Origin of the sequence: Pseudomonas sp. NY15437 (genome assembly GCF_048068435.1) — a bacterium.
Classification (GTDB): Bacteria; Pseudomonadota; Gammaproteobacteria; order Pseudomonadales; family Pseudomonadaceae; genus Pseudomonas; species Pseudomonas nitroreducens_B.
Map to the genome: position 1 here is coordinate 68,908 of NZ_JBLUQC010000014.1, position 15,469 is coordinate 84,376.

The following is a 15,469-nucleotide window of genomic DNA, read 5'->3' on the forward strand; positions in this document are numbered from 1 at the left end:
AAGGACAGCATGCGTAGTTTTAAAGTCTCTTTTCTCATCCTCGCCTTGGCGTTCAGCAACTCCCAGGTAGTTGCCGATTCACCTTCTCCCGCCGCCGAGCAGCACTATGAGCGGGCTCGTTCGAGTCTTGAACAAGCCCGTCAGATGCTCAGCGATCCCAAAGAACCCTCTTCGAAAGAGCTGGAGGCAACGCTCGGCAATGCCAAGGCCGAGCTGCAGAAAGCCAGCGATCTCGGGCATCCTGCTGCTGCGTTCTATCAGGCACAGCTGATCCTGAATGCACGTGGGATTCAAAATGAACAGCGCAATGACGCGTGCTCGCTGCTGAAGTCCTGGGCAGAGAAGGGATTTGTGGCGGCTGCTGTCACGAACTTCAAAGAGTGCAACCTCGCCTATCTTCGGTTCGACGACACCAGTGCTGAACATCAGGCTGCATTAAAGGCCCTGTCATCGTCCCTCGCCGGAAGTGATCCCGCGCAGGCGTACTACCCCTTTCCGCTGAACGCCAGCCAGTGTTTCGCGACAGATCCTGTCGAGGTCGAACTGCTATCGCAGGCGCAATTCACCGCCGAGGCCGAATACATCCTCGGCAGCACCCAGCAACCCGAAAGCCCTGAAACAGCAAAGCGATTGCTGGCCTGGCTGGACGCCTCCGCTAACCACGGTTGCCAGATGGCCATGGATCCCCGGCCCTTTCTGCGGAGTATTTCGAGAACCCAATAAGACCGCTGCACGCCGACCCACGCGTTAGAAGCGCGCGCCTGGTGGTGTCGTTAACGTTCCATAGCCGCAACACCCAACATGCCCTCCGTCGGCTGATACAGCGCAACGCCACTACGCTTCTACGCTCACCTCTGAGGGTATTGCAGTGGAGCGACGCGTGATGAATCTCGACGACGATTTCGACCTCAGCGATTTCAACTTCGATGACTTGAACAGTGATGAACTGAGCCTGGTTCCCATGGAACCCGCCGCCGCGCCCGTGGCGGCGATGCCGGCCAAGCCCAAGGCCAGGTTCCAGATCGACACCCGCCACGGCGAACGCCGGTGCAGCGCCGATCGACGACAAACCATTCGCTTCGAAGATGACCGCCGCAAGGGCGACCGCCGCGGCAGCAGCGTCTTCGATCCGTGGGCGAAGACCGTCGACTTCTGAGCGCAACTGGCGCCAGGTGATTTGCCGGGGCTCGGGGTGAGCTGTTAGAAAGCGGTATCGCATTCAGATTTCCGATACCGCCATGAGCGACAGTGACAAACCAAATACCCGCCTCTTCGATCTCGATCTGCTCCGCGCCATCGTCACGGTGGCCGACTGCGGCAGTTTCACCACGGCCGCCGCTCGCCTGCACTCGACCCAGTCCACCGTCAGCCAGAAGATCCGCCGGCTGGAGGAGATGGCCGGGCACCGCCTGCTGGAGCGCGGCAACCGCGACGTGCTGCCCACCGACGCCGGCGACACGCTGCTGGGTTATGCCCGACGCCTGCTGGCCTTGAATGACGAGATGGTCGAGGCGCTGTCCGGCGCCACCGTGGCGCTGACGGTGCGCATCGGCGTGCCGGACGATTTCGCCACCGGGCGCACCACCGAACAACTGGCAGCCTTCAACCGCCGCTACCCGCAGGTGAAGCTGGAGGTCACCAGCGGCCTGAGCCGCGACCTGTCCGCCAGCTATGACCGGGGCGAGCTGGACCTGGTGCTGCTCAAGCAACGGCAGAACGCCCGCGAAGCAGTGGCCTGCTGGCCGGAGAAAACGCGCTGGGTGGACAGCGCGAAGAACGCCTGCATCGAGCTCGACCCGCTGCCCATCGTCACCTTCCCGCCGCGCGGGGTGTACCGCGACGAGATGATCGCCGCGCTGGAATCCATCGGCCGGCGCTGGCACATCAGCTTCACCAGTTCGAGCCTGTCCGGCATCCAGTCGGCCATCGCCGACGGCATGGGCATCGGCCTGCTGCCGCAGCGCGCGGTAACGGCCGGACACGCCGTGCTGCCGAAGAATATCGGGCTACCCTCGGTGGACGTGTTCGAAGTGGCGATGCTGCACCGGCCAGCGGTGGACCCGATGGTGAAGGAGCTGGCGCGGGTACTGTCGCGCGTGCTGGCGCAGGATACACAGGGCTGACGCGCATTCAGAAACCGAATACAGCGGATTCCAACATTTAATTTGTGCATGAACACGGCGCTGGATATCGTGGCTGCCAGCGACGGCCCGCGCACCGACAGCGCGCCGCTCTGTACGCATTGCCCGCCACGGCGCCGCACGCGCCGGGGCAGCAAGACAACAATGAGGAAGTACCCATGGCCAAATCCACCTATTACGCGCCGCACGGCGGGCACCCGGCACAGACCGAGCTGCTCACCGACCGCGCCATGTTCACCGAAGCCTATGCCGTGATCCCCAAGGGCGTGATGCGTGACATCGTCACCAGCCACCTGCCCTTCTGGGACAACATGCGCATGTGGGTCATCGCCCGCCCGCTATCGGGCTTCGCCGAGACCTTCTCGCAGTACATCGTCGAACTGGCGCCCCAGGGCGGCAGCGACAAGCCCGAGCAGGACGTCAATGCCGAGGCGGTGCTGTTCATCGTCGAAGGCGAGCTGACCCTGACCCTGCAGGGCGAAGTGCACAGGATGCAGCCGGGCGGCTATGCGTTCATTCCGCCGGGCGCCGACTACAAGGTGCGCAACACCAGCGGCCAGCACACCCGCTTCCACTGGATCCGCAAGCACTACCAGAAAGTCGACGGCGTGCCGCTGCCCGAAGCCTTCGTCACCAACGAGCAGGACATCGAGCCGAAGGTCATGCCCGATACCGAAGGCCGCTGGAGCACCACCCGCTTCGTCGACATGGCCGACATGCGCCATGACATGCACGTGAACATCGTGAACTTCGAGCCGGGCGGCGTGATTCCGTTCGCCGAGACCCACGTGATGGAGCACGGCCTGTACGTGCTCGAAGGCAAGGCGGTGTACCGCCTGAACCAGGACTGGGTCGAAGTGGAAGCCGGCGACTTCATGTGGCTGCGCGCGTTCTGCCCGCAGGCCTGCTACTCCGGCGGCCCCGGTCGCTTCCGCTACCTGCTGTACAAGGATGTGAACCGTCACATGCGCCTGACCCTGAACCAGCCGCACTAAAGTGGCAGGTTGAGGCGGGAACCGTCCTTGGTTCCCGCGGAGCACATGAAAACCGGCGCCCTGGCGCCGGTTTTTCTTTGTGCATCGCCCCACGCCGTGATCCGCCTCACAGGGCGAGCGGCGGGCAGTCTGCTAAAAAGTCTGGCTGAAGGACGTTTCGTACTCGCCGAGGAAGCACACACATGGATGTCCGGTTCCTGCCGCAGACCGAGTTCGACAACGTCCACTTCTACCGCGCCGTCACCCTGCTGATCCTGCTGGCAATGGCCGCGTTCACGCTGATCAAGCTGTTCAGCGGCGTGGTTGCCCTGCTCTCCGCCCTGCCCCTCTGCCTGCTGCTGCTCGGCGCACGCTTCGCCATAGAATGGCGGCGGGTATCGAAGGCCGAACCGGCGTTCATCGACAAGGGCGAACTGGTGCTGTGCGGCAAGGACAGCCATCGGCAGGTCGCCCTGGAGAAGATCAGCTCGGTGCGCAGCCGCCACAGCCTGTTCATGGTGCGGCGCTATCGTTCCTGGTCGGAGCACCTGGCCTTCGTCGAATTCACCCTGGACAACGGCGAGCAGGTGTCCACCCTGGCCGAGAGCCGCGTGCTGGAGCTACCGGCAGCCTCGGGCACGCTGGCGGCGGTCGAGGCCGCCATTCTCGCGGCGAAGGTCAAGCGCCAGGCCAGCGAGCCGGGCGCCACCCGCGGCGATCGATGACGGCTCAGGGCGAGCCGAACAGCGCCGTCCAGTAGATACCCGCGTCACTCTTCGGGTCAGCCGCGTAGGCGGCGCCCAGCTCGCTGTACTGCGGGTTCATCAGGTTGGCGCAGTGGCCGGGGCTGGCCAGCCAGCTGTCCACCACCTTCTGCGCGTTGCCCTGCCCGGCGGCGATGTTCTCGCCGATGCGCTGGCCGGCGTAGCCGTTGAGCTCCGCGCGGTCGCCCGGCGTGCTGCCGTCGCGGCCCTTGTGGTCGAAGTAATTGTTGTTGGCCATGTCGCGGCTATGGGCTTCGGCGGTGCCGCCCAGGGTCGCGTTCCAGCTCAGCGCCGGGGCCGGCGTGAACGCTTGCTCACCGCACTGACGCGCATGGCTGCGCGCGGCGTTGATCGCCTGCAGCAACTGCTGGCCTTCGGCTTCCCAGGTGCCCAGCTTGCCCTGCAGCAGCGGGCGGCCGAGCAGCACGCGCCAGTCATCGCCCTCGCGGACGATGCCGACGTCGACGAATTGCGGGTCCAGCAGTACCTGGCAGAAGCTCTCCTGCAGCGCCTTCATCGCGGCCGTCACGTCACGCGGGCCGGTGAGGCTGAGCAGGCGCACGCTGCTCATCGGGTAGCCGGCCCGGTTCAGCGCCGCCTTCCATTCGCCCGCCGACGCCGGCAGCGCCAGGCGCGGGTCCGGCGACAGCGGCGGCAACACCTGGGAAGCCTGCCCCGCGCAGGACTGCACGTCGCCGCGGTAGGCATTGATGGCTTCGAGCAGTTGGTCCTGGTCGGCCGCGCTGGCGCCGGCGGCGGCCAGCAGGCCGAACGACAACAGCAGGCTACGCAAAAGGAACGACTGGCTGGGCATGGACGGCTCCGATGGTCGAAAAGGGCTCAATGATGCGTGATTTCTCCGCATTTGGCTGCGCCCGCACGACACAGGTTCCGTGACGGCTGAAGGTTCTTGCCCGCGGTCGCTCAGCGCGGCTGCATCACCTCGACTTCCTGGATGGCGAAATCGCGGCGCAGGTAGTCCATGCGCCGCTCGTGGAACTCGCGCATGTGCGGCAGCGCAGTGTGGATGGCCAGGTGTTCGCGGCTCTGCCAGACCTCGAAGAAGGTGAACAGGGTCGGGTCACTGGCATCGCGCAGCATGTGGTACTGGAGGCAGCCCTCTTCGGCGCGGCTCGGGGCGAGGTAGGTGCGGAAGAGGTCTTCGAAGGCCTGGGATTTTTCCGGGAGGGTGTGGGCCTGGAGGATGAAGGCATACATCGGGGCGGTACCTGTGGTATGAAAGATTGCCCTATGCTGACGCAAATCAATCTTCTGCATTCTTGATTCTCACGCACGGATCATTTGTCCGAAAACGGGTGTTTCCGCCCTGCCCCGGTCGATATTCTGCCGCCATCGAATTTCTGACTTGCGGAGCCCACTCCATGAAAAAGATCCTGCTGATCAATGGCGGTAAACAGTTCGCCCACTCCGACGGCCGCTACAACGCCACCCTGCATGAAGCCGCCATCGCCCACCTGGACCGCGCCGGTTTCGACGTGAAGCAAACCTTCGTCGACGGCGGTTATGACATCCAGGAAGAAGTGCAGAAGATGCTCTGGGCCGACGTGATCGTGTATCAGATGCCCGGCTGGTGGATGGGCGCGCCCTGGACGGTCAAGCAGTACCTCGACGAGGTATTCACCGCCGGCCACGGCAGCCTCTACGCCAACGACGGCCGCACCCGCTCCGACGCCTCGCAGAAGTACGGCAGCGGCGGCCTGCTGCAGGGCAAGCAGTACATGATCTCGGCGACCTGGAACGCGCCGCAGCAGGCCTTCGACGACCCCACCGACTTCTTCGAGGGCAAGGGCGTGGACGCGGTGTATTTCCCCTTCCACAAGGCCAACCAGTTCCTGGGCATGAGCCCGCTGCCGACCTTCCTGTGCGTGGACGTGATGAAGCGCCCGAACATCGAGAACGATGTGCAGCGCTACCTGCAGCACCTCAGCGCCGTGCTGGGTACTGCGCAGGCCTGAGGGGACGGGCGTAGGAGTGGACTTCGTCCGCGGTGATTGCCCGGACGGTACCGGTGCGGGGCGGTTCGCGAGCAAGCTCGCTCCTACAAAAGGCGGCAGCCCGGGATGGCCGCGCGTGATCGCGCGGTCGCGGGCATGGCCCGCTCCTACAGCCGTGATCGTTTTCCGCCGGCACGTTCTCCATCGGGGCGATGCCTATCGCGGATGAATCCGCTCCTACGCATGCCCCGCAAACACCAGCTCGGGTAGCGACCTGTAGGAGCGTGCCATGCACGCGATCCGTCGGCAGGGCCGACGCCGATCCGCTTGCCCACCCGTTCAGGGAGACTGTGCAACGCCATCGGCGTTGGCCGCGCGTGATCGCGCGGTCGCGGGCATGGCCCGCTCCTACAACTTCGATCGTTTTTTGCCGGCACAATCTTCATCTGGGCGACGCCTATCGCGGATGAATCCGCTCCTACGCATGCCCCGCAAACACCAGCGCGGGTAGCGACCTGTAGGAGCGTGCCATGCACGCGATCCGTCGGTAGGGCCGACGGTAAGTCCATTCCCCTACCCGCGCCGGGAGAACAGGCAACGCCATCGGCGTTGGCCGCGCGTGATCGCGCGGTCGCGGGCATGGCCCGCTCCTACAGCCGAGATCGTATTCCGCCGGTACGTTCTCCATCGGGGCGATGCCTATCGCGGATGAATCCGCTCCTACGGCAATGCCCCTGCTGCAACAGCCGGGGGAGAACCTGTAGGAGCGAGCTTGCTCGCGAACGGATTTACCGGCGGGCTCGAAGCTGGGCGGTTCGCGAGCAAGCTCGCTCCTACAATGAAGAGCCGCTCACGGGCATCGCAACACCGAACCACTGGGCAACCCGCATTGGGTTCGGACCCGGAATCAGCTAGGCTTCGCCCTTTCCTACTGCCTGTTCAGGAGTTATCCCATGGCCCGTGCATCCGCCCGTCACATCCTGGTTTCCAGCGAAGCCAAGTGCAATGAACTCAAAGCTGCCATCGAAGGCGGCGCCGATTTCGCCCAGGTGGCGCGCGACAACTCCACCTGCCCGTCCGGCCGCAGCGGCGGCGACCTGGGCACCTTCCGCCCGGGCCAGATGGTTCGCGAGTTCGACCAGGTCGTGTTCAGCGCGCCGCTGAACGTCGTCCAGGGTCCGGTGAAGACCCAGTTCGGCTACCACCTGGTGGAAGTGACCAGCCGCGAAGACTGATCCGCTTCGCCCGCGCCGCGCCCGCCTGGGTGCGGCGCTACCGCGCTACACCACCCCGCCCCGCGCCACCAGCATCACCCCCAGCCCCACCAGCACCGAGCCGCACACCCGCGGCATCAGTTGCTGCCCGCGTCCCTGCCCGAGCGCGCCGAGCAGCAGCGATGCGAACAGCACGGCGAGTACGTCGGCGGTGGAGAACACCAGGTTGACGATCATCCCGAGGATGAAGAACTGCAGCCCCACCGGCAGGCTCGCGGCCGGGTCGACGAATTGCGGCAGGAAGGTCAGGAAGAACAGCGCCGTCTTGGGGTTGAGCACCTCGACGATGATGCTGTCGCGCAGCACCTTGGGCCGCGCCTCGCGCTCCTCTTCGCCGCTCGCGCCCAGGCGGCGCCGGCCGAAGATCATCGAGCCGCCCAGCCAGATCAGGTAGGCCGCCCCCGCCAGCTTCAGGGCCAGGTAGAGCGTCGGCGCGTGATGCAGCAAGGCGGCGAGGCCGGCGCTGGCGGCGAGGATATGCGCGTAGCAACCCAGGTGGATGCCCAGCGCGGCGTGGAGGCCGGCGCGGCGGCCGTGGGCGAGGGTCTGCGAGGTCATGTAGAGAATGGCCGGGCCGGGCATGCAGGCGAAGGCCAGCGTCGCCACGGCGAACGAGGCCCAATAGGCAGGCAAAGTCATGGTGTGATCCTTCCCTTGATCGGGTATCGGCCGGCGTGCATCCGGGCAGCGCCTGGTCCGTGAAGGGAAGGTTAGGGAGCGCCCCGGTCCGGGCACATACGGCAGTTGCCGTATTTTTTCCGCCGGTGCGCGGCGCTAGCCTCTGTTTCCAGCTTTCCGGGAACAGGACGTTCAGCATGGCCACGCAGGCGCACCACCGAATCGACTCAGGCGCTGGGGACGCCCAGGCGCACGGCGTAGGCCGCCAGCTCCGCGGTGCTGTGCAGATCGAGCTTGCGCATGAGGTTCTCGCGGTGTTTGCGCACCGTCAGCGGGCTGATGCTGAAGTGCTCGGCGATTTCCCTTGCGCTGCGGCCCTGGGCGGCCAGGGTGAGGATCTGCCGCTCGCGCTTGGTCAGTTCCACCGCCGAGAGCAGGTCGGCATCGCCCGAGGGGCGCGTGCCCGGGCTGTCCAGCTGGAAGCGCAGGCTGCGCGCCAGGTAGTGCTGGCCGCCGCGCAGGGAGGCGATGGCTTCGAGCAACTCGCCGGTGTCCTCGCCCTTGCTCAGGTAGCCGTGCACGCCGGCGTCGAGCACCGAGCGCACGGTGGCCAGTTCGGTGTTGGCGGTGAGCACCAGGATTCTCAGCCGGGGATGACGCTGGCGCAGTTCATGGATGAACTGCAGCCGGTTGAGGCCGGGCATGTTCAGGTCGAGCAGCAGCAGGTCGGCGCGCTGCTCCTCCAGCAGGGCCTGCAGGCGCAGGCCGTCCGCCGCCTCGCCCACCACCTCGATGCCGTCGAGGGTGGACAGCAACAGGCGCAGGCCATCGCGGACGATGCCGTGGTCATCGGCGATCAGCACTCGCCATTCGCGCTTCCCTTCCATCATTCGTCTCCCTGAGGCCATCCGGACATGGACAACAATCCGCTGCAGCGCGACCTGGCCGATCTGTTGTTTCGCCAGTCGTACGCCGTGCTCTTCGCCAACCTGGTGATTCCCGTGCCGGTGCTGTTCATCTTCCGCAGCGCCCTGACGCCGACCGCGATGGTGTGCTGGTTGGCCGCGCTGTACGCGCTCACGCTGGGGCGGATTGTCCTGGCACGCACGTACTTCCGGCAAGCCCCGGCGCGCACGCGGGAAGCAAAATGGCTGTGGACCAATACGCTGCTGTCCTGGGCCAGCAGCCTGCTCTGGGGTTGGCTGGGCTGGGTCGGCTTCGTCCATGGCGACCCGCAACTGTTCGCCTTCACCTGCATAGTCCTCACCGGCCTTGTGTGCGGCGCGGTGCCGTCGCTGTCGGCCTTCCCGCCCGCCTACATCGGCTCGCTCGCGGCGATGCTGCTGCCCATGCTGCTGCGCTGCCTGAGCGTGTCCGACGAGCAGCACACCACCTACAGCTTCTTCATCCTCTGCCTGGCCGGGGTCAACCTGTACTACAGCCGGGTGACCTACCGCAGCCTGTGCGAGACCATCCGCCTGCGCCAGGAGAACTCCGAGCTGGTGCACGACCTGCGCGAACAGCGCGACCGCGCCCGCGCCGCCGACCAGGCCAAGTCGCGCTTCCTCGCCGCCGCCAGCCACGACCTGCGCCAACCGATCCACGCCCTGGGCCTGTTCGTTGGCGCCCTCGCCGCCCTCGCCGAACGCGGCCCGGTGGAGCCCCGCCAGGCGCGCGACATCGCCACGCGCCTGCGCGGCATGCTCGGCAACCTGGGCGACCTGCTCAATGGCCTGCTGGATATCTCGCGCCTGGACGCCGGCGTGGTACCCGTGGAGCGCGAGCCGGTCAGCCTCGCCAAGCTGTTCGCCGACCTGCGCGCCGAATTCGCCGGCACCGCCGCCGAGCGCTGCCTGGACTGGCGCGTGCACAGCAAGCCCGTGTGGATCGACAGCGACCCGCTGTTGCTGCGGCGCATCCTCGACAACCTGCTGACCAACGCCTTCCGCTACACCCTGCGCGGCGGCGTGCTGCTGGGCTGCCGGCGGCGTGGCGAGGAACTGGAAATCCAGGTGTGGGACACCGGCAGCGGCATCGATGCGGGCCTGCAGGAAGTGGTCTTCGAGGAATTCGTCCAGCTGCATAACGCCGAACGCGACCGCAAGCAGGGCCTCGGCCTGGGCCTGGCCATCGTCCGCCATGCGGCGCGCCTGCTCGACCATCGCCTGCAGCTGAAGTCTCAGCCGGGGCGCGGCTCGGTGTTCTGCCTGCGCGTCCCCCTCGCCCATGCGCCGCTCCAGGCGGTGGCCCCGGTACAACGCAGCGAGCACGACCACCCGGGCCTGGGGATCATGGTGGTGGAAGACGAGCCCGACGTGCTGCATGCACTGAGCAATCTGCTGGAGGTCTGGGGGCATCGCGTGTATGCCGGCACCAGCGCCCTGCTCGCCTGCCAGCGGCATATCGAAGCCAGCCATGTCGGCCGCGCGCCGGTGGACCTGATCCTCAGCGACTACCGCCTGGGCGACGGGCAGACCGGCGCCGACGCCATCCGCCGTATCCGCAGCTATCTCGCGCGCCAGGTGCCGGCGCTGATCATCACCGGCGACACCTCGTCCGAGCGCCTGCGCGAGGCCGCCGCCAGCGGCAGCCAACTGCTGCACAAACCGCTGGATACCGAGCAGCTGCGCCACGCCATCGCTGCCAGTCAGGAAATGACCAGCGCCGCCTGAAAACGGCGCCAGGCCTTCAAACACGCGGGCTACGTCGATTCATTCGAGGCTAAAGTCGTGGCCGGATCGGCCGATGCACTGGGTGACGCCATCCGGCACCAGCCTACGCGCCCACCACTTGAGAATGCCCACGAATGTTCAACTCGCGTTTGAAGCAGGAGCTGGCCGCCCTGCGTGAAGAGCTCGCCTCGGTCAACGAGGTCCGCGCCAGCCTCGACCAGGAAATGCTCGTCCTCTTCCTCGACCCCCGTGGGCGCATCGAATCGGTGAACGCCAATTTCGAGAAGGAAATGCTCCATCGCGGCGACCAGCTCATCGGCCGACCGCTGCTGGACCTGATCCCCGATCATGTACGCGGGCTGGACTTCCACCTGCGCGTCAAGCACGCCATCGAGCGCGGCGAACACCTGGCCGGGGTGATCCGCCTGCTGCGCGGCGATGGCGAGGAAGCCTGGCTGCGCTCGATCCTGCAGCCGATGCACGACAGCAGCGGCGTGGTCCGGCATTTCTCGATCCACGCCAGCGACCTGACCCGCACCATCGAGAATTCCCGCGAGCACGAGAACCTGATCGAGGCGCTGCAGCGCTCCACCGCGGTGATCGAATTCAACCTGCAGGGTGGAGTGATCACCGCCAACGACCGCTTCCTCAACGCCATGGGCTACAGCCTGGCGCAGATCCAGGGCAAGCATCACCGGATGTTCTGCGAGCCGTCGGAATACAACTCGTCGCAGTACGAGGCGTTCTGGGCCAAGCTGCGCCGCGGCGAGTTCGTCACCGGGCGCTTCAAGCGCATCGACAACCGCGGCCACGAAGTCTGGCTGGAGGCCTCCTACAACCCGATCATCGACGCCCACGACCGCCTCTACAAAGTGGTCAAGTTCGCCACCGTGATCACCGAACAGGTGCACCGCGAGAACGCCGTCGCGCAGGCCGCGACCATCGCCTTCGACACCTCGCAGAGCACCGACGACAGCGCCACCAAGGGCGCCGCGGTGGTCCAGCAGACGGTGGAGGTGATGCGCGAGCTGGCCGACCGCATGCAGGAGGCCGCCCAGGGCATCGAGGCACTGGACCGCCAGTCCCAGGCCATCGGCGCGCTGGTGCAGAGCATCCGCAGCATCGCCGACCAGACCAACCTGCTGGCGCTCAACGCCGCCATCGAAGCGGCCCGCGCCGGCGACCAGGGCCGCGGCTTCGCAGTGGTGGCCGACGAGGTGCGCCAGCTCGCCTCGCGCACCAGCGCCGCCACCGAGGAAATCACCCGCGTGGTGGAACAGAACCAGCACCTGGCCGGCCAGGCCGTGGCGATGATCGACCGCGGCAAGCAGCAGGCCGAGCTGGGCCTGGAGCTGTCCGGCCAGGCCGGCACCGTGATCATCGAGATCCAGGACAGCGCCCAGCGCGTGGTCAACGCCGTCGGCCAGTTCGCCAACCAGCTGTCGACCTGACGCGCCACCCTGCGGCACGTCAACACGACGTGCCGCAGCCTTCCCTACGCTCCCGTCCGGCATTGCAGCTAGGCTCAATGCAGATGCGCCTTCACGCCATCCAAGGACAAGCCCATGAGCGACACTCCCCTCCCCAACGTCATCGAGTATTTGCGCCTGCTGCCCGAGCGCGGCGGTTCCGACATGTTCTTCAGCGTCGGCGCGCCGCCGCACCTGAAGGCCGAGGGCCACAGCCAGCCGGCGGACGATCGCGTGCTGCAACCGGGCGAGGTGAAGACCCTGGCCTGGCAACTGATGTCGCCGGTCCAGGCGCAGGACTTCGAGCGCGACCTGGAGATGAACCTGGCCCTGAGCGTGCCGGATATCGGGCGCTTTCGCGCCAATATCTACTTCCAGCGCGGCGAAGTGGCGATGGTGGTGCGGCTGATCAAGCAGGTGATCCCCGACGTCACGTCTCTGGGCCTGCCGCCGATCCTCGACAAGCTGGCGATGCAGGATCGCGGGCTGATTCTGGTGATCGGCGCGGCCGGCGCCGGCAAGTCGACCACCCTGGCGAGCATGCTGGACTTCCGCAACCGCCACCGCTCCGGGCACATCGTCTGCATCGAGGACCCCATCGAGTTCCTCCACATGCACAAGAAATCCATCATCGACCAGCGCGAGGTCGGCCTGGACACCCACAGCTACGCGGACGCCCTGCGCAACGTGCTGCGCGAAGCGCCGGACGTGATCATGCTCGGCGAGATCCGCGACGCCGCCACCATGCAGCACGCCCTGCACTACGCCGAGACCGGGCACCTGTGCGTCGCCACGCTGCACGGCACCAGCTGCCGCCACGCCATCGAGCGCATCACCCGCTTCTTCCCCGACGAGGCTCGCCCGCAGGTGCTGGCGGACCTGTCGCAGAACATCCTCGCCCTGGTCGGCCAGCGCCTGGTGCCCGGCACCCACCAGCGCCGCGCCGTGGCGGTGGAGCTGGTACTGGGCACGCCGCACATCCGCGGCATCATCCAGCGCGACGAACTGCCCGAGCTCAAGGGCGCGGTGGAACGCGCGCTGGAGAGCGGCATGCAGAGCTTCGACCAGAGCCTGTACAAGCTGCTGGAGGAAGGCCGGGTGAGCGCGGCGGACGCACTCAAGTTCGCCGATTCGCGCACCGACCTCGCGCTGAAGATCAAGCTCGAACGCGGCGTGGACGACGACAGCATCGGGCCGGCATTCGGTAGCTGAGCAAGCCTGGTCGGTATGTGCCAGGGTTGAGCCAATCGCGGACAGAGTCCGCTCCTACGTATCCTGTTAGCGCGTGCGTAGGAGCGGACTTCGTCCGCGATAGATCCCCGGCAACGCCTATATTCAGGCGTCATATCCCCTGCAACAACGCCTCGATATCCACGCTTTCGGCCATCGCCCGGTTCCCCGCATCGCCGGGGTGCAGGTGGTCGCCGCTGTCGTAGGCCGGCAGCAGGCGCAGCGGATGGGTCGGGTCGCGCAGGCGGGCGTCCAGGTCCAGCACCGCGTCGAACTCGCCGCTGTCGCGAATCCACTGGTTCAGCCGCTGGCGCAGCGCCTCCTTGTTGGCGGCATGGTAGTGCTCCACCGGCGAGCCGCTCAGCGCCCGCTCGAATGGCAGGAGGGTGGCGCCGACGATGCGCACGCCGCGCACGTGGGCCTGGGCGATCAGCTGCCGGTAGCCGGCCACCAGGTCCTCGTACTGCACCAGCGGGTTGTTCGGCGCAAAGGTGCTGCCGGGCCAGGAGATGTCGTTGATGCCCAGCAGGACGATGGCCGCCGTCACGCCCGGCTTGGCCAACACGTCACGCTGGAAACGCACCAGCGCGCTCTGCCCCATGCCGTCGGAAAGCAGCCGCGCGCCGGAAATGCCCGCGTTGATCACGCCGACGTTGCGCGCCGCCAGCCGCTGCGCCAGCAGGTCCGGCCAGCGCTGGTTGCCGTCGAGGCTGGCGCCACGGCCATCGGTGATGGAATCGCCCAGCACCGCCACCACGGGGCGCGGCGCGGGGTTCTCCACCAGCACGTCGGCGAGGAACAGCCGCGCCTGCATCGCGCCGTCCGCCGGCAGCCGCGCAGCGTCGAGCTGTTCGCCCGGCCCGCCATGGACGCGCTGCTTGCCGTCCCAGTGGAAGGTCTCGATGGCGGTGGGCTGCGGCAGGTAGATCGACACGGCCAGCTCGGCGAGCGCCGGCACCGCGAGGTCCAGCGGGTCGCTGAGCAGTTCGGCGCCCGGTGCGATGTACGCGGTGGGCTGGCCGGCGAAGGTCAGGCGACGGCTCGGGCCGCCCAGGCGCCCGGCCGGAGCGGCAAGCGCCACGGCGGCGCCGCCGATGGCCACCGGCTGGCTGCCGTAGGCGTTGGACAGCACGATGCGCACGCGCTGCCCACCGAGGCTGAGCTTCACGCTCTGGCGCAGCGTGTGGTTGCCGATCACCGGCGGCACGCCCAGGGGCAGCGGCACCTCCTTGCCCCAGGTGCGCTGCGGGCTGGCGCTCCAGGTGGCTTGCCAGTGTCCGTCCGCGGCCTGCGCCAGTGGCAGGGCAAGGGCGATCAGGGCGGCGAGCAGCAATCGTTTCATGGCGGTCCTCGGCATCGGTGATGGAATAGGCCACAGGCTGGGCCATTCCCAATCACGGTGGTAGACGGCATATTTGCAGACCCGTCATTCGATAAACGAATAGGACATGGATACCCTCAAGGCGTTGCACTGTTTCGTCCGCGCGGTGGAGCTGGGCAGCCTGTCCGCGGTGGCCCGCGAGTCCGGCAGCAGCCAGCCGACCGTGAGCAAGACCATGGCGGCGCTGGAGCGCCAGGTCGGCGCGCAGCTGCTGATCCGCAGCACCACCCGCGTGCAGCCCACCGAACAGGGCCGGCGCTTCTACGAGCATGCCCGGCGCATGCTGGAGAGTTACGCCGAAGGCGTCAGCGAGGCGCGCGGCGAGACCGAACAGGTGCGCGGGCGCCTTCGCGTCAGTGCCCCGGTGAGCCTGGGCGTACTGCGGCTGAACGCCCTGCTGCTGGAGTTCATGCAGCAGCACCCCGACGTCGAGGTGGAGTTGCTGCTCAACGACCGCTTCGTCGACCTCGCCGACGAGGGCATCGACCTCGCCCTGCGCCTGGGCGGCGAGCGGCCGGAACAGCTGATCGCGCGCCCGCTGGCGCGCTCGCCGCGCTACCTGGTCGCATCCCCGGCCTGGCTCGCGCGCCAACCCGCACTGAGCCGCCCCGACGACCTGCCGCTGACCGACTACCTGCGCTTCGCCTGGCTCGATGCCGGGCAGAACCTGTTGCTGCGCCACGGCGACGGCCGCGAGCTGAACCTCGCGACCCGCAGCCGCTACACGGTGAACAGCTCCCTGGCGATCCGCGAAAGCTATTGCCTGGGCGCCGGCTTCGGCCTGACCCCGGCCTGGCTGGTGGCGGACCTGCTGGCCGACGGCCGCCTGCAACGTCTGCTCCCGGACTGGCAGGGGCCTACCCAGGAGGCCAGTCTGCTGTATCCTTCGCGGCTTTTCCTGCCGGCCCGGACCCGCGCGCTGATCGATTTCCTCATCGAGCGCGTGCCGCGGCTGCCCGGTTTCGACGCTCTCTGAGCGGCAACGGCTATG

Annotated in this window: 15 protein-coding genes and 2 pseudogenes; 12 read left to right on the forward strand and 5 right to left on the reverse strand. The window is 67.1% G+C overall.

Going from position 1 to position 15,469, the window contains the following annotated elements; all coding sequences use genetic code 11:
* The first annotated feature begins 9 nt into the window (after positions 1 to 9).
* From ACNFIA_RS25600 to ACNFIA_RS25620, 5 genes are all read left to right on the forward strand, one after another.
* A complete protein-coding gene (locus tag ACNFIA_RS25600; RefSeq protein ID WP_416789782.1) occupies positions 10 to 723 on the forward strand; it encodes a hypothetical protein in 714 nt (237 codons plus the stop codon).
* A 160-nt stretch (positions 724 to 883) separates the two neighbouring features.
* A complete protein-coding gene (locus ACNFIA_RS25605) occupies positions 884 to 1,156 on the forward strand; it encodes a hypothetical protein (RefSeq protein ID WP_259753934.1) in 273 nt (90 codons plus the stop codon).
* Between the two features lie 82 nt (positions 1,157 to 1,238).
* Positions 1,239 to 2,123, forward strand: a complete 885-nt coding sequence (locus ACNFIA_RS25610; RefSeq protein WP_259753932.1) for a LysR family transcriptional regulator — start codon at positions 1,239 to 1,241, stop codon at positions 2,121 to 2,123.
* 176 nt (positions 2,124 to 2,299) lie between these two features.
* Positions 2,300 to 3,136 (forward strand): bifunctional allantoicase/(S)-ureidoglycine aminohydrolase, encoded by an 837-nt coding sequence (locus tag ACNFIA_RS25615; RefSeq protein ID WP_416789783.1) that lies wholly within the window; start codon positions 2,300 to 2,302, stop codon positions 3,134 to 3,136.
* A 182-nt stretch (positions 3,137 to 3,318) separates the two neighbouring features.
* Positions 3,319 to 3,840: a hypothetical protein gene (locus tag ACNFIA_RS25620; RefSeq protein ID WP_416789784.1), complete on the forward strand. Its 522-nt coding sequence runs from the start codon at positions 3,319 to 3,321 to the stop codon at positions 3,838 to 3,840.
* A 4-nt stretch (positions 3,841 to 3,844) separates the two neighbouring features.
* Here ACNFIA_RS25620 and ACNFIA_RS25625 read toward each other — a convergent pair whose 3' ends face one another.
* Both ACNFIA_RS25625 and ACNFIA_RS25630 read right to left on the reverse strand, forming a co-directional pair.
* Positions 3,845 to 4,693 carry a CAP domain-containing protein gene (locus ACNFIA_RS25625; RefSeq protein ID WP_416789786.1) on the reverse strand — a complete coding sequence of 283 codons (849 nt, stop codon included), beginning with the start codon at positions 4,691 to 4,693 and terminating at the stop codon, positions 3,845 to 3,847.
* 110 nt (positions 4,694 to 4,803) lie between these two features.
* Complete coding sequence (locus tag ACNFIA_RS25630; protein ID WP_259753928.1) at positions 4,804 to 5,097, reverse strand: putative quinol monooxygenase; 294 nt, start codon at positions 5,095 to 5,097, stop codon at positions 4,804 to 4,806.
* A 164-nt stretch (positions 5,098 to 5,261) separates the two neighbouring features.
* On the opposite strand from ACNFIA_RS25630, the gene ACNFIA_RS25635 reads away from it, so the two are divergent.
* Together ACNFIA_RS25635 and ACNFIA_RS25640 are read left to right on the forward strand one after the other, a co-directional pair.
* The gene (locus tag ACNFIA_RS25635; RefSeq protein WP_259753927.1) at positions 5,262 to 5,855 is read left to right on the forward strand and encodes an NAD(P)H-dependent oxidoreductase; all 594 of its coding nucleotides are present in this window, start codon (positions 5,262 to 5,264) and stop codon (positions 5,853 to 5,855) included.
* A 932-nt stretch (positions 5,856 to 6,787) separates the two neighbouring features.
* A complete protein-coding gene (locus tag ACNFIA_RS25640) occupies positions 6,788 to 7,069 on the forward strand; it encodes a peptidylprolyl isomerase (RefSeq protein WP_015476599.1) in 282 nt (93 codons plus the stop codon).
* 45 nt (positions 7,070 to 7,114) lie between these two features.
* On the opposite strand, the gene ACNFIA_RS25645 is transcribed toward ACNFIA_RS25640, so the two are convergent.
* Together ACNFIA_RS25645 and ACNFIA_RS25650 are read right to left on the reverse strand one after the other, a co-directional pair.
* Positions 7,115 to 7,747, reverse strand: coding sequence for a LysE family translocator (locus ACNFIA_RS25645; RefSeq protein ID WP_416789788.1), 633 nt, complete (start codon positions 7,745 to 7,747; stop codon positions 7,115 to 7,117).
* Between the two features lie 206 nt (positions 7,748 to 7,953).
* A complete protein-coding gene (locus ACNFIA_RS25650; RefSeq protein WP_416789789.1) occupies positions 7,954 to 8,616 on the reverse strand; it encodes a response regulator in 663 nt (220 codons plus the stop codon).
* 24 nt (positions 8,617 to 8,640) lie between these two features.
* Between ACNFIA_RS25650 and ACNFIA_RS25655 the strand changes: the two genes are divergently transcribed.
* The 4 genes and pseudogenes from ACNFIA_RS25655 (at position 8,641) to ACNFIA_RS25670 (ending at position 13,079) form a co-directional block, all read left to right on the forward strand.
* The gene (locus ACNFIA_RS25655; RefSeq protein ID WP_416789790.1) at positions 8,641 to 10,398 is read left to right on the forward strand and encodes an ATP-binding protein; all 1,758 of its coding nucleotides are present in this window, start codon (positions 8,641 to 8,643) and stop codon (positions 10,396 to 10,398) included.
* 224 nt (positions 10,399 to 10,622) lie between these two features.
* A pseudogene (locus ACNFIA_RS25660) lies at positions 10,623 to 11,309 on the forward strand (PAS domain-containing protein); the annotation flags it as partial.
* A 99-nt stretch (positions 11,310 to 11,408) separates the two neighbouring features.
* Positions 11,409 to 11,849: pseudogene (locus ACNFIA_RS25665) on the forward strand (methyl-accepting chemotaxis protein); the annotation flags it as partial.
* A 114-nt stretch (positions 11,850 to 11,963) separates the two neighbouring features.
* A complete protein-coding gene (locus ACNFIA_RS25670) occupies positions 11,964 to 13,079 on the forward strand; it encodes a PilT/PilU family type 4a pilus ATPase (RefSeq protein ID WP_416789791.1) in 1,116 nt (371 codons plus the stop codon).
* 130 nt (positions 13,080 to 13,209) lie between these two features.
* Here ACNFIA_RS25670 and ACNFIA_RS25675 read toward each other — a convergent pair whose 3' ends face one another.
* Complete coding sequence (locus ACNFIA_RS25675; protein WP_416789793.1) at positions 13,210 to 14,439, reverse strand: SGNH/GDSL hydrolase family protein; 1,230 nt, start codon at positions 14,437 to 14,439, stop codon at positions 13,210 to 13,212.
* Positions 14,440 to 14,545: 106 nt separating this feature from the next.
* Here ACNFIA_RS25675 and ACNFIA_RS25680 point away from each other — a divergent pair, with 106 nt between their 5' ends.
* Positions 14,546 to 15,454, forward strand: a complete 909-nt coding sequence (locus ACNFIA_RS25680; protein ID WP_416789794.1) for a LysR substrate-binding domain-containing protein — start codon at positions 14,546 to 14,548, stop codon at positions 15,452 to 15,454.
* The last annotated feature ends 15 nt before the right edge of the window (positions 15,455 to 15,469 follow it).